The sequence below is a fragment of the Extibacter muris genome (assembly GCF_004345005.1).
In the GTDB taxonomy this organism is placed as follows: Bacteria; Bacillota; Clostridia; order Lachnospirales; family Lachnospiraceae; genus Extibacter; species Extibacter muris.
On record NZ_SMMX01000001.1, the window covers coordinates 193240 to 206498 of the forward strand.

Consider the following 13259-nt stretch of genomic DNA (forward strand, 5'->3'; position numbering starts at 1 on the left):
ATGAGACTTATCCGTGGATACGCCACGGATAGGTCTTTTTTGCTCTAAAGGAAATTCCTTCGGGGAATACGCACTGCGGCGCCAAGGGATCATTCTTTGTTCTGATACTGAGGATAAGATAAGGAGAGATGAAAGATGGCATTGTATGAGTTGTTTATTATTGCAGTGGGGCTGTCGATGGATGCGTTCGCAGTCTCTGTCTGTAAGGGTCTCGCCATGAAAAAATGTACGTGGACGAAGGCGGGCGTCGTCGGTTTGTATTTTGGAATGTTCCAGGCGGTCATGCCGTTAGCGGGATACTTGCTCGGGGTCCAGTTCAAAGATGTCATAACATCGGTCGATCATTGGATCGCGTTTATCCTGCTCGGTATTATCGGGGTGAATATGGTACGGGAAGCACGCGGCGGGTGTGACAGCTGCGAGGATACGGATGAATCGCTTGATGTGCGCACGATGCTCATGCTGGCGGTGGCGACGAGCATCGACGCGCTTGCGGTCGGGGTTACATTTGCATTTCTCCATGTCTCGATCGCACCGGCAGTGAGTTTTATTGGCGTGATTACATTTACAATATCTGTCGCAGGTGTTAAAATAGGCAATGTATTCGGAACGAAATATAAATCCAGGGCAGAGCTGGCAGGCGGGGCAATCCTCATCCTTATGGGGATCAAAATCCTGCTGTCTCATCTGGGGATATTATAGGAGAATGTATATGAAGTGGAATCAATTTCGTTTAAAGACGACGACAGAAGCGGAAGATATCGTGAGCAGCATGCTGATGGACCTGGGCATACAGGGCGTGCAGATCGAGGACAGGATACCGCTTACGCAGGAGGACAAGGAGCAGATGTTCGTGGACATCCTTCCGGATATTCCGGAGGATGACGGGACGGCGTATCTGACCTTTTACCTCGATGAGGGGGAAGATGCGGGGACGATCCTCGGACAGGTGCGAAAAGAGCTGGAACATATGAAAAGCTATATGGACGTGGGAGCTTGCATCATAGAAGAATCACAGACCGAGGATGTAGACTGGGTGAACAACTGGAAGCAGTATTTCCATCAGTTTACGATAGATGATATCCTCGTGATTCCGTCCTGGGAAGAGGTGGAGGAGAAGGACAGCGGCAGGCTCGTCATCCATATCGATCCGGGAACTGCGTTCGGGACAGGGATGCATGAGACGACGCAGCTCTGTATCCGGCAGCTCCGGAAATATGTGGCGCCGGATACTGAGATTCTGGATGTGGGCTGTGGAAGCGGCATCCTCGGGATGCTGGCGCTCAAGTTCGGTGCCGCATATTCGGTAGGGACGGACCTGGATCCATGTGCCATCGATGCGACCCATGAGAATATGGAGGCGAACGGGATCGGGAGAGAGCAGTATGAAGTCATGATTGGAAATATCATTGGCGACAGACAGGTACAGGATAAGGTCGGCTATGGGCGGTACGATATCGTTGCGGCCAATATCCTGGCGGATGTGCTCGTTCCGCTTACGCCGGTTATCCTTCCACATCTGAAGCCTGGAGGAATCTATATAACGAGCGGCATCATCGAGGAAAAGGAAGCTGAGGTGGTAGGAGCGGTGGAGGCCGCGGGGCTTACCGTACTGGAAATCAACCATCAGGGTGAATGGGTGTCTGTCACAGCGAGAAAGAATCAGGAGAAGTAGGATGCATCATTTTTTTGTGACGCCGTCCCAGGTCAGAGACGGCGATATCTTTGTGGAGGGCCAGGACGTCAACCATCTGAAGAATGTCCTGCGCATGAAGCCGGGCGAGGCGGTGGCCGTAAGCGACGGTGATAACCGGAAATACGTATGTACCGTGGAGCGGTATGAGGAGGGGGCGGCTGTCTTGCGGATTTGTGAGGAGCAGGAGGCAGACACGGAACTGCCGTCCAGAATCTGCCTGTTCCAAGGGCTGCCGAAGCAGGACAAGATGGAGCTGATCGTACAGAAGGCCACAGAGCTCGGCGTCTCGGAGGTCGTGCCTGTCGTGACGAGGCGTTCCGTAGTGAAGCTGGATGAGAAGAAGGCCGGGAAGAAGACGCAGCGGTGGCAGAGCATTGCCGAGAGCGCTTCCAAGCAGGCCGGGCGCGGGTATATACCGAAGGTCGCCCAGGTGGCTGGCTTCAAAGAGGCACTTTTGCAGGCATCCGGCCTGGATGTACTGCTCATACCTTATGAACTGGCGGAGGACATGCGGGAGACGAAGAAGGTTATAGCTTCAATCGTCCCCGGACAGTCTGTCGGCGTGTTCATCGGACCGGAGGGCGGATTTGAGCGGGAGGAGGTCGAGGCGGCCATAGAGGCAGGAGCCAGGCCGATTACGCTCGGAAGGCGGATCTTAAGGACAGAGACGGCAGGGTTAACAACTTTGTCTGTACTCATGTTCCATCTTGAGGGGTAATGACATAATCTATTATTGAGAATAAAAAGCAGGAAGTGGAATTATGAGAGAAATATATTTGGACAATTCTGCAACTACGAAAGCTTATGAATGCGTGGGGGACCTTGTACGCAAGGTGATGTGCGATGACTATGGCAATCCATCCTCCATGCATGCGAAAGGTGTGGAAGCAGAGAAGTATATAAAGCAGGCCAAGGAAAGACTGGCGAAGCTGTGGAAAGTTCAGGAAAAGGAGATATTCTTCACATCCGGCGGGACAGAGAGCGACAACCTGGCGCTTATAGGCGCCGCGAGAGCGAACAGCCGGGCGGGGAAGCATCTGATTACCTCATCCATAGAACATCCGGCCATTATCAATACAATGCGTTTCCTTGAAGAAGAGGAAGGGTTCCGGGTGACGTTTCTGCCGGTTGACAAGTATGGAAGAATCCGCCTGGACGCTCTGAAGGAAGCTTTGTGCGATGAGACGATTCTCGTGTCGGTCATGTATGTCAACAATGAAGTCGGGTCCGTACAGCCGATTGATGATGCTGCAAGCATCGTCAAGGCGTATAACCGCAACATACTGTTCCATGTGGACGCGGTGCAGGGCTTCGGCAAGTACCGTATATACCCGAAGCGCATGAAAGTGGATATGTGTTCTATCAGCGGGCACAAGATACATGGCCCGAAGGGGACCGGGGCGCTCTATATCGGGGAGCAGGTGAAGATAAAGCCTGTCATATATGGCGGAGAGCAGCAGAAGAACATCCGCTCCGGAACGGAGAATGTGCCTGGAATAGCTGGCCTTGGGCTGGCAGCCGAGACAATTTATACGAATCTCGACGAGAAAGTGGCGTCGATGCGCAACCTGAAGGCACACTTCATCGATGGGGTCCGCAAGATTGACAATACGACGATCCACGGACTGTATGACGAGATATCCGCGCCCCATATCATCAGTGTCGGGTTTGCCGGAGTCCGCAGCGAAGTGCTGCTGCACGCGCTGGAAGAAAAGGGGATATACGTGTCATCCGGTTCCGCATGTTCTTCCAACCACCCAGGAATCAGCGGGGTGCTCAAAGGCATCGGGGCAGAACAGGAGTATCTGGACGCCACGCTCAGATTCAGCATGTCCGAGTTCACGACAGAAGAAGAGATTGACTATACGCTGGACACACTATATAATGTAGTACCAATGCTAAGGAAATATGTCAGACAATAACGAAAAATATGAAAGGGGTCAGACCCCTGCGCAGCCAGGGGTCTGACCCCTTTCGAAATTTAGAGAGGATTCAGAAAATACGATGAGATTTCATACATTTTTGTTAAAATACGGAGAAATTGGAATTAAGGGAAAAAACCGGTATTTATTTGAGGATGCCCTTGTGCGGCAGGTACGGTATGCCCTGCGTGATGTGGATGGCGAGTTCTATGTACACAAGTCCCAGGCGAGGATTTATGTGGACTGCGAAGGCGAGTATGACTATGAGGAGACGGTGGAGCATTTGAAACGGGTGTTCGGCATCGTCGGCATCTGCCCGGTCGTGCGTATGGAGGACAAGGGCTTTGACGAGCTGAAGAAGGATGTGGTTGCGTATATGGACGAGCTGTATCCGGACAAGAAGATGACGTTCAAGGTGGAGGCGAGACGGGCCAGAAAGACTTATCCAAGGACGTCCATGGAGATCAACTGTGACATCGGGGAGGCGGTTCTGGAGGCGTTTCCTGATATCCGCGTGGATGTGCATCATCCGGATGTGATGCTCAACATCGAGGTACGGGATTCTATCTATGTATATTCCAGGATCATACCGGGGCCGGGCGGAATGCCGGTAGGGACGAACGGGAAGGCGATGCTGCTTCTCTCCGGAGGTATCGACAGTCCGGTGGCGGGCTATATGATATCGAAACGGGGCGTCGGTATTGAGGCTACCTATTTCCACGCGCCACCGTACACGAGCGAGCGCGCGAAACAGAAGGTCATAGATCTGGCGAAGATCGTATCCAGATATGCAGGACCGGTGAAGCTTCATGTCGTGAACTTTACAGATATCCAGCTCTATATCTATGACCAGTGCCCCCACGATGAGCTGACGATAATCATGAGGCGGTATATGATGCGGATTGCAGAACATTTTGCACGGAAGGACGGATGCCTCGGCCTGATTACCGGGGAGAGCATCGGGCAGGTGGCCAGCCAGACGATGCAGAGTCTTGCAGCTACGAATGATGTATGTACGCTTCCGGTCTACCGGCCGGTCATCGGGTTCGACAAGCAGGAGATTGTAGACATTGCGGAAAGAATTGATACATTTGAGACGTCCATACAGCCTTTTGAGGACTGCTGCACAATCTTCGTAGCCAAGCATCCGGTGACAAAGCCCAATGTAGAGGTGATCCGGCGGTCTGAAGAAAAGCTGTCTGAAAAAATAGATGAGCTTGTAGACAGAGCGCTGGAGACGGTGGAAGTTATCGAAGTGAAATAAATGTGATAGAACGACGAAAGTGCCAAGGCACGTTCGTCCGCATGCGGCGGTCTGCAATAGCGACATCATTTACGTCCGCCGAAGTGGGCTGCCACGGAGGGATCCCTATGTATGAAAAAAGCCTGCACCGCTTCTATGAGCGGGCAGGCACATTGATTACTCTATGTTTTTATAATTTAGTCTACGATATATGGTTTCAGGATTTCTAAAACGGTATCTACATCGTTATCTGCATGGATGTTCAGGTCGATCGGCTTTGATAGATCGAGGCTGAAGATTCCCATGATTGACTTTGCATCGATGACATACCTTCCGGATACTAAATCAAAATCATAATCAAATTTGGTGATTTCATTTACAAAAGACTTTACTTTGTCGATTGAATTTAAAGAGATCTGAACTGTTTTCATTGGACGTAACCCTCCTTGGCTTTCTTTACATGTTCTATAAACATCTTAAGAGTACAAGGTATAAAAGTCAAGGAACAAACTGCCAAAGAAATTGGAAAAAATTCGTTAAAAGTTACAACAATTTGTATACTCTGCGCCGGCGCAGGACAAGTGCGCTTCTGCCGGCCGAGGGCATCAAAAGGAGTAGGAGAATCCGTATGAAAAAAGTAGCGCTGCATAATCTGGGATGCAAAGTCAATGCCTATGAGACAGAGGCGATGCAGGAACTTCTTGCGCGGCACGGATACGAGATAGTGCCGTTTGAAGAGGGGGCAGATATATACATTATCAATACATGTACCGTCACCAATATGGCTGACCGCAAATCAAGGCAGATGCTCCACCGGGCAAGGAAGATGAATCCGGATGCAGTTGTCGTGGCCGCGGGGTGCTACGTGCAGGCCCGGGGCGAGGAAGCGGACGACTGTATCGATGTCGTGATAGGAAATAACCGCAAAAAGGATCTGATACAGATTCTGAAGGAATACGAAGAAGGCAGATGGGAGACAGGAGAAGGCCTAGTGGACATCAGCCACACCGATGAGTATGAGAATCTGAACCTAAGCAGGACTGCGGAACATACGAGGGCTTACATCAAAGTACAGGATGGGTGCAACCAGTTCTGTTCTTACTGTATCATACCATACGCGAGAGGACGTGTCAGGAGCAGAAAGCGGGATAGCGTGCTGGCAGAAGTGAAGAGACTTGCAGAAAGCGGCTATAAAGAGGTGGTGCTTACCGGGATACATCTCAGCTCCTATGGAGTGGACACGGGAGATACGCTCCTGGCGCTGATCGAGGCTGTACATGAGACGGAGGGGCTCAGGCGTATACGGCTTGGCTCCCTGGAACCGAGGATTATAACCGAGGAGCTTGTCCAGGCACTTGCCGGGCTTCCAAAATTCTGCCCTCACTTCCACCTGTCGCTGCAGAGCGGCTGCAATGACACGCTGAGGCGCATGAACCGCCGCTACACGGCAGAAGAGTATTATGAGAAATGTGCAATGCTTCGGAATTATTTCCATCATCCTGCACTGACGACGGATGTGATCGTCGGCTTTCCGGGCGAGACGGATGCAGAGTTTGAAGCGTCCAGGGCTTTCATCGACAAGGTGGATTTCTACGAGACACATGTATTCAAGTATTCCAGAAGGGAAGGAACGAAGGCTGCTGCTATGGAGAACCAGGTGCCGGATGAGGTAAAGGCGGCACGGAGCAGCGTACTGCTCGAACTGAGCCGCAGAAAACAGGCAGCCTATGAAGAAAAGCTCATTGGAACGACGGCAGAAGTGCTGGTGGAAGAGACTGTCATGCGCGGTGGAGAGCTTTATGTGACGGGACATACGAAGGAATATGTCAAAATTGGACGAAAAGGGTCAGAAAATCTTACGAATAAGGTCATAAATGTAGAAATTGAGAGCCCTTTGCAAATAATTCATTGAATTTTCGGGTGCTATGGTTTAGAATGAAATAGAAGTATTTTTGGAGGACGTGAGTATATGAAGGATTTAAGTAACACCCAGTTTTTTCAGGTAGAAAGCGGTCCACAGATTCAAGCAAAAGATATTCTTGAGATTGTGTACAAAGCATTAAGTGAAAAAGGTTATAATCCTGTCAATCAGATCGTTGGATATATTATGTCAGGAGACCCGACATATATTACAAGCCATAACGGTGCGAGAAGCCTGATTATGAAGATGGAACGGGACGAACTCGTAGAAGAGATGCTTAAGACGTATATCGAGCACAACGGATGGGTATAATGTCTATGAGAATTATGGGACTGGATTACGGCGAGAAGACTGTCGGCGTGGCTGTCAGCGACCCCTTGGGGCTTACGGCCCAGGGTATTGAGACGATTTTTCGCAAGGAAGAGAACAAGCTGCGCAGGACATGTGCCCGGATAGAGGAGCTTATCCGAGAGTATGAAGTGGAGCGTATCGTGCTTGGGCTTCCGAAGCATATGAATAATGATATTGGAAAACGTGCGGAACAGTCATTGAAGTTTGGTGAGATGCTTAAAAAGCGGACCGGCCTTGAGGTCGTGATGTGGGATGAGCGTCTGACTACGGTAGAAGCGGAACGGACTTTAATTGAAAATAAGGTAAGACGTGAGGACCGCAAGAAGTATATCGATAAGATTGCGGCTGTTTTTATATTGCAGGGATATCTGGATTCCATATATGTGGGACAAGAATAGTCTGTGTGAGGTGTTTTTATGGAGAAAATCAAGTTCATGTCTGAAGAAATGCAGGAAGAAGCAGAATTTTTTGTGCTGGAACAGACAAAAGTCAATGGAGTTTCATACATTCTTGTGACTGATTCGGAAGAAGATGATGCAGAATGTCTGATATTAAAAGATACATCAGAGGAAGACGGTTCAGACAGCATCTATGAAATCGTAGAAGATGATGTGGAGATTGGCGCTGTATCAAAAGTGTTTGAGGAGCTGCTGGAAGATGTTGTTATTGAAAGGTAGTATACTATGTCAGTCAGTCAAGAAAAATTTAAGGAATTACTGAAAGAAAAGGGTCTTAAGGTAACCAATCAAAGGTTGCTTGTATTAGAGGTGCTCGCAGAACATCGTGATAAACACATGGCTGCGGAAGACATTTACGAACTGGTGAAGGAAGACTATCCTGATATAGGATTGGCGACTATTTACCGGACAGTGCAGTTGTTGCTGGAAATGCAATTGGTGGATCGTATCAATCTGGATGATGGATGTGCGCGTTATGAAATTGGCGAGCTTTTTCTCGGGGAAGCCAAACATCACCATCATCACCTGATATGCAAGACTTGTGGAAAGGTACTGCCCTTCAAAGATGACCTCCTGGAAGAACTGGAGGGCCATATAGAAGAGGCGACGGGATTTCACGTGTTAGACCACGAATTAAAGTTCTATGGACAATGCAAAGAATGCCTGGATAGGCAAGATAGTACGGAAAAGCACGTGGAGGTGTAAATTTGAAAAAAGAAAACAATGGAAAACTGCGTATCATTCCACTCGGAGGATTGGAAAAGATTGGAATGAACATTACTGCCTTTGAGTATGAAGACAGTATTATTGTCGTGGACTGCGGTCTGGCATTCCCGGAGGATGACATGCTCGGAATCGATCTCGTCATCCCGGATGTCACTTATCTGAAAGACAATATCCAGAAAGTGAAGGGATTCGTAATCACCCATGGCCATGAGGACCATATCGGTGCGTTGTCTTATGTATTGAAGGAGATGAATCTTCCGATATATGCGACGAAGCTTACGATGGGGATTATAGAGAAGAAGTTTACAGAGCACAACCTGCTCAGAAGCACGAGAAGAAAAGTGGTAAAGCACGGACAGTCCATCAACCTTGGACAGTTCAGGATTGAATTTATCAAGACGAACCACAGCATCCAGGATGCGGCGGCTCTGGCGATATACTCACCGGCCGGCATCGTGGTGCATACCGGCGATTTTAAGGTGGATTATACGCCAGTGTTCGGCGATGCCATCGACCTGCAGCGGTTTGCGGAGATTGGAAAGAAAGGCGTGCTGGCGCTCATGTCAGACAGCACGAATGCAGAGCGCCCTGGATTTACCCAGTCTGAGCGCACGGTGGGACATGCCTTTGACCATATATTTGCGGAGCACCAGAATACGAGGATAATCATAGCCACGTTTGCATCCAATGTAGACCGTGTGCAGCAGATTATCAATTCGGCTTGCAAGTATGACAGGAAGGTCGTGGTGGAAGGCCGCAGCATGGTCAATATCATCGCTGTCGCCCAGGAGCTAGGCTACTTGAGCGTGCCGGACAAGACGCTCATAGAGATTGACCAGCTTCGCAACTATCCGCCTGAGAAGACGGTCCTCATCACGACAGGAAGCCAGGGAGAGTCCATGGCGGCACTGTCCAGGATGGCGGCGGACGTGCACAAGAAAGTGACGATCATGCCGGGTGATACGGTAATCTTCAGTTCTAATCCGATACCGGGTAATGAGAAGTCCGTATCAAAGGTCATCAATGAGCTGTCCGCTAAAGGTGCGAACGTCATCTTCCAGGATGCCCATGTATCTGGACATGCCTGCCAGGAAGAGCTGAAACTGATCTATTCGCTCGTAAAACCAAAATATGCAATCCCGGTGCACGGCGAGTACCGCCATCTGAAAGCAAATGCAGCGATTGCCCAGACGCTCGGCATTCCGAAGGACAACATCTTTATCCTGCAGTCAGGAGAGGTGCTTGAGCTGAACAGCAAAGAAGCCAAAGTGGCGGATAAGGTCCACACGGGAGAAATCCTCGTGGACGGCCTCGGAGTAGGAGATGTCGGCAACATCGTGCTACGGGACAGGCAGCATCTGGCGGAGGATGGTATCCTTATCGTAGTGCTGACACTGGAAAAAGGCAGCAATCAGCTGATGGCCGGACCGGATATCGTATCCCGCGGCTTCGTGTATGTGCGTGAGTCGGAAAAACTTATGGAAGAAGCGAGAAAAGTAGTTACCAATGCGGTAGAGGACTGCCTGGCACATCAGAAGAACGCAGACTGGAGCAAGATAAAGCTCGTAATCCGCGACACGATGAATGAATATATCTGGAAGAAAACAAAGAGAAGGCCAATGATACTTCCAATTATAATGGATGTGTAAAGTGCGTTTTGGGACGTGATCTTTTTCAAAAGGGTTACGTCCCAAATTGAACTTTGTGGTGTACCAAAATGGATGAAGGGGTGTACCTGAATGATTGTCGACGAACGTATGGTTACGTATATCCGCAGCCTGGAGATGCCGGAAGTTCCGCTGCTGGAAGAGATTGAACAGGAGGCTGTGGATACTTTCGTGCCGGTTATCCGAAAGGAGACGCAGAGCTTCCTGAAGGTGATTATTACCATGTGCCGGCCGAAACGGATCCTTGAAGTGGGGACGGCAGTAGGCTTTTCTGCGCTACTCATGAGCGAGTATGCGCCTGAGGATTGCCATATCACCACTATAGAGAACTATAAGAAGCGGATTCCGATTGCACGCGGCAATTTCAGGCGTGCACGGCAGGAGGACAGGATTACGCTGATAGAAGGGGATGCACTGGAAGTGATGAAGGGGCTCGAGGGACCGTTTGATTTTATTTTCATGGATGCGGCAAAGGGGCAGTACATCCATTATATGCCGGAGGCTGTCCGCCTGCTTACGGACGGAGGAGTCCTGATGTCCGATAATGTACTGCAGGACGGCGATATCATCGAGTCACGGTTCGCGGTGGAGAGGCGCAACCGTACGATACACAGCCGCATGCGGGAATATTTATATGAATTAAAGCACAGAGAAGATCTGCTCACATCAATCCTCCCCCTTGGAGACGGTGTGGCGCTGAGCATAAAACGAGGAGAGAAGAGAGATGGCCAGACATCCTGAATTGTTGATTCCGGCGAGCAGCCTGGAAGTGTTGAAGACAGCAGTAATATTTGGAGCGGATGCGGTATATATCGGAGGTGAAGCCTTTGGACTCAGGGCCAAGGCGAAGAATTTCTCCATGGAAGACATGAGAGAGGGCATCCGTTTCGCCCACGCCCACGATGTAAAAGTATACGTGACGGCTAATATACTCGCACATAATGAGGATCTGCCCGGAGTGCGGGAATATTTTAAAGAGCTGAAGGAAATAGGTCCGGATGCATTCATTATCGCCGACCCGGCGGTCTTTGAGATTGCAGGCGAGATATGTCCTGAAATAGAGCGGCATATAAGCACGCAGGCGAACAACACGAATTACGGGACGTACCTGTTCTGGTGGAAACAGGGGGCGAAGCGTGTCGTGTCGGCACGAGAGCTTTCGCTTGCTGAAATCAAAGAGATACGGGAACATATTCCAGAGGAGATGGAGATAGAGAGCTTCGTGCACGGGGCAATGTGCATCTCTTATTCAGGCCGCTGCCTTCTGAGCAATTATTTTACAGGGCGCGACGCCAACAGGGGAGCCTGCACACATCCGTGCAGGTGGAAATATTTTATCATGGAAGAGACGCGTCCGGGCGAGTATATGCCTGTGTATGAAAATGAGCGGGGCACGTACATTTTCAATTCCAAAGATCTGTGCATGATTGAACATATCCCGGAATTGATTGATGCCGGCATCGACAGCCTCAAGATAGAAGGCCGGATGAAAACCGCGCTGTATGTGGCCACGGTAGCACGGACTTACCGGAAAGCGCTCGACGATTATGCGGAGGATCCTAAGCTGTACCGGAAAAACATGCCATGGTACCTTGACCAGATATCCAACTGCACATACCGGCAGTTTACGACCGGGTTCTACTTTGGCAAACCGGGCGATGAGAGCCAGATATATGACAGCAACACTTATGTGAAGGAATATACGTATCTTGGCATCATAAGCGGCGGAAAGGACGGGATGTACCGTATCGAGCAGCGGAACAAATTCTCTGTAGGCGAGGTGGTTGAGATTATGAAGCCGAACGGGGAAAATGTGGAGGTCACGGTCAGGCGGCTCGTAGATGAAGAGGGAAATGAACAGGAAAGCGCGCCTCATCCTAAACAGGTACTGTACGTGGATTTGGGAAGCAGAGCGGATATGTATGACATATTAAGAAGAGCAGAACCATAAAAAGTAAATCTGTATCGCCGGCCTGCCTTATAGGGATTCCCTATAAGACGGGCTTTTTATTTGCCTTTTTTATTGGCGGCATTTGACGTGCGGTGATAGGATAACTGTAGGATGCATTTACATTCTGATTAAAATCGAAGAAGAAATATAGGAGGATAAAATGGAGATAATCAAGGAATTGCCGGAAGTATTTGAGGAATTTGCCGAACAGCGTAAAAATTCTTTTTTAGGGGTGAAGGAGCTAAAGGATAAAGGAGTGCCGATTGTAGGCGCCTATTGTACATATTTTCCACAGGAAATCGCCATGGCGATGGGGGCGGCAACCGTGGGCCTGTGCTCCACGTCAGATGAGACGATACCAGAGGCGGAGAAGGACCTGCCGAAGAACTTATGCCCGCTCATCAAGTCCAGCTATGGATTTGCGAAGACGGATAAATGTCCTTTCTTTTACTTTTCTGATGTAGTCGTCGGTGAGACGACGTGTGACGGCAAGAAGAAAATGTATGAATACATGAAAGAGTTCAAGGACGTGTTCTTGATGGAACTGCCGAATACCCAGGGGGAAGAGGCGCTTAAGCTGTGGAAAAGCGAAATCATCCGATTCAAGGAATATCTGGAAGCGAAGTTCGAGACAGAGATAACTGAAGAGCAGATTCGGGATGCGGTGAAGGTGAATAACGCCGGAAGGCGTTCTCTGAAGAAGCTCTATGAAGTGATGAGGAACGATCCTGCTCCCATAAAAGGCCAGGACTTGTTCAAGGTCCTGTACGGCAGCACCTTCAAGTTCGACCGCTCTGCCATTCCGGGCGAGGTTGACGCATTAGTGGATAAAATCAATAAAGAATACGCCGAAGGAAAGATGGAGGGGAAGAAGCCCCGCATCCTCGTGACAGGATGTCCAATCGGCGGTGCGTCCGAAAAGGTGATCAAGGCGATTGAAGAAAATGGAGGAATCGTAGTGACATATGAGAACTGTACCGGTGCAAAGTCCATCGATAAGCTCGTCGACGAGGACAACCCGGATATCTACGATGCACTGGCCAGAAGATATCTGAATATCGGCTGCTCTGTCATGACACCAAATCCAAATCGCCTGGAACTGCTCGGAAGGCTCATCGATGAATACAGAGTCGACGGCGTGGTGGAGATGGTGCTCCAGGCCTGCCACACATACAATGTAGAGACGCTCGGCATCAGAAGGTTCGTAAATGAAAAGAAGAACATACCATATATCAGTGTAGAGACAGATTATTCACAGGCAGATATCGGCCAGCTGAATACAAGGATCGCCGCATTCATCGAAATGCTGTAGGCATGACAAGAA

15 protein-coding genes are annotated in these 13259 nt (G+C 49.7%); 14 read left to right on the top strand and 1 reads right to left on the bottom strand.

The annotated features are described in order from the left end of the window. Positions 1–135 precede the first annotated feature (135 nt). The 5 genes from E1963_RS00965 (at position 136) to thiI (ending at position 4882) form a co-directional block, all read left to right on the top strand. Positions 136–702: a manganese efflux pump MntP gene (locus E1963_RS00965; protein WP_132274088.1), complete on the top strand. Its 567-nt coding sequence runs from the start codon at positions 136–138 to the stop codon at positions 700–702. Between the two features lie 10 nt (positions 703–712). Then, a complete protein-coding gene (prmA, locus tag E1963_RS00970) occupies positions 713–1675 on the top strand; it encodes a 50S ribosomal protein L11 methyltransferase (protein WP_132274091.1) in 963 nt (320 codons plus the stop codon). A 1-nt stretch (position 1676) separates the two neighbouring features. Next, positions 1677–2414, top strand: a complete 738-nt coding sequence (locus E1963_RS00975) for a 16S rRNA (uracil(1498)-N(3))-methyltransferase (RefSeq protein ID WP_132274093.1) — start codon at positions 1677–1679, stop codon at positions 2412–2414. Positions 2415–2457: 43 nt separating this feature from the next. Then, positions 2458–3618, top strand: a complete 1161-nt coding sequence (locus E1963_RS00980; protein WP_132274096.1) for a cysteine desulfurase family protein — start codon at positions 2458–2460, stop codon at positions 3616–3618. Between the two features lie 82 nt (positions 3619–3700). Continuing rightward, positions 3701–4882 carry a tRNA uracil 4-sulfurtransferase ThiI gene (thiI, locus tag E1963_RS00985; protein ID WP_132274099.1) on the top strand — a complete coding sequence of 394 codons (1182 nt, stop codon included), beginning with the start codon at positions 3701–3703 and terminating at the stop codon, positions 4880–4882. A gap of 176 nt (positions 4883–5058) precedes the next feature. Here thiI and E1963_RS00990 read toward each other — a convergent pair whose 3' ends face one another. Then, positions 5059–5292, bottom strand: a complete 234-nt coding sequence (locus tag E1963_RS00990) for an HPr family phosphocarrier protein (RefSeq protein WP_049727516.1) — start codon at positions 5290–5292, stop codon at positions 5059–5061. Between the two features lie 197 nt (positions 5293–5489). Here E1963_RS00990 and mtaB point away from each other — a divergent pair, with 197 nt between their 5' ends. The 9 genes from mtaB (at position 5490) to E1963_RS01035 (ending at position 13247) form a co-directional block, all read left to right on the top strand. Continuing rightward, a complete protein-coding gene (mtaB, locus tag E1963_RS00995) occupies positions 5490–6773 on the top strand; it encodes a tRNA (N(6)-L-threonylcarbamoyladenosine(37)-C(2))-methylthiotransferase MtaB (protein WP_132274101.1) in 1284 nt (427 codons plus the stop codon). Between the two features lie 57 nt (positions 6774–6830). Next, complete coding sequence (locus E1963_RS01000; protein ID WP_006442140.1) at positions 6831–7094, top strand: IreB family regulatory phosphoprotein; 264 nt, start codon at positions 6831–6833, stop codon at positions 7092–7094. Between the two features lie 5 nt (positions 7095–7099). Further along, the gene (ruvX, locus tag E1963_RS01005; protein WP_066581550.1) at positions 7100–7531 is read left to right on the top strand and encodes a Holliday junction resolvase RuvX; all 432 of its coding nucleotides are present in this window, start codon (positions 7100–7102) and stop codon (positions 7529–7531) included. Positions 7532–7549: 18 nt separating this feature from the next. Continuing rightward, positions 7550–7810, top strand: a complete 261-nt coding sequence (locus E1963_RS01010) for a DUF1292 domain-containing protein (RefSeq protein ID WP_066577981.1) — start codon at positions 7550–7552, stop codon at positions 7808–7810. A 6-nt stretch (positions 7811–7816) separates the two neighbouring features. Further along, a complete protein-coding gene (locus tag E1963_RS01015) occupies positions 7817–8296 on the top strand; it encodes a Fur family transcriptional regulator (RefSeq protein WP_132274104.1) in 480 nt (159 codons plus the stop codon). A 2-nt stretch (positions 8297–8298) separates the two neighbouring features. Next, positions 8299–9966 (top strand): ribonuclease J, encoded by a 1668-nt coding sequence (locus tag E1963_RS01020; RefSeq protein WP_132274107.1) that lies wholly within the window; start codon positions 8299–8301, stop codon positions 9964–9966. Between the two features lie 90 nt (positions 9967–10056). Further along, on the top strand, positions 10057–10725 hold the full coding sequence (locus tag E1963_RS01025) for an O-methyltransferase (RefSeq protein WP_132274110.1): 669 nt from the start codon (positions 10057–10059) through the stop codon (positions 10723–10725). Continuing rightward, positions 10709–11935 carry a peptidase U32 family protein gene (locus E1963_RS01030; protein ID WP_132274113.1) on the top strand — a complete coding sequence of 409 codons (1227 nt, stop codon included), beginning with the start codon at positions 10709–10711 and terminating at the stop codon, positions 11933–11935. Before E1963_RS01025 ends, E1963_RS01030 begins: the two co-directional genes overlap by 17 nt. 160 nt (positions 11936–12095) lie before the next feature. After that, positions 12096–13247: a double-cubane-cluster-containing anaerobic reductase gene (locus tag E1963_RS01035; RefSeq protein ID WP_132274115.1), complete on the top strand. Its 1152-nt coding sequence runs from the start codon at positions 12096–12098 to the stop codon at positions 13245–13247. Positions 13248–13259 lie beyond the last annotated feature (12 nt).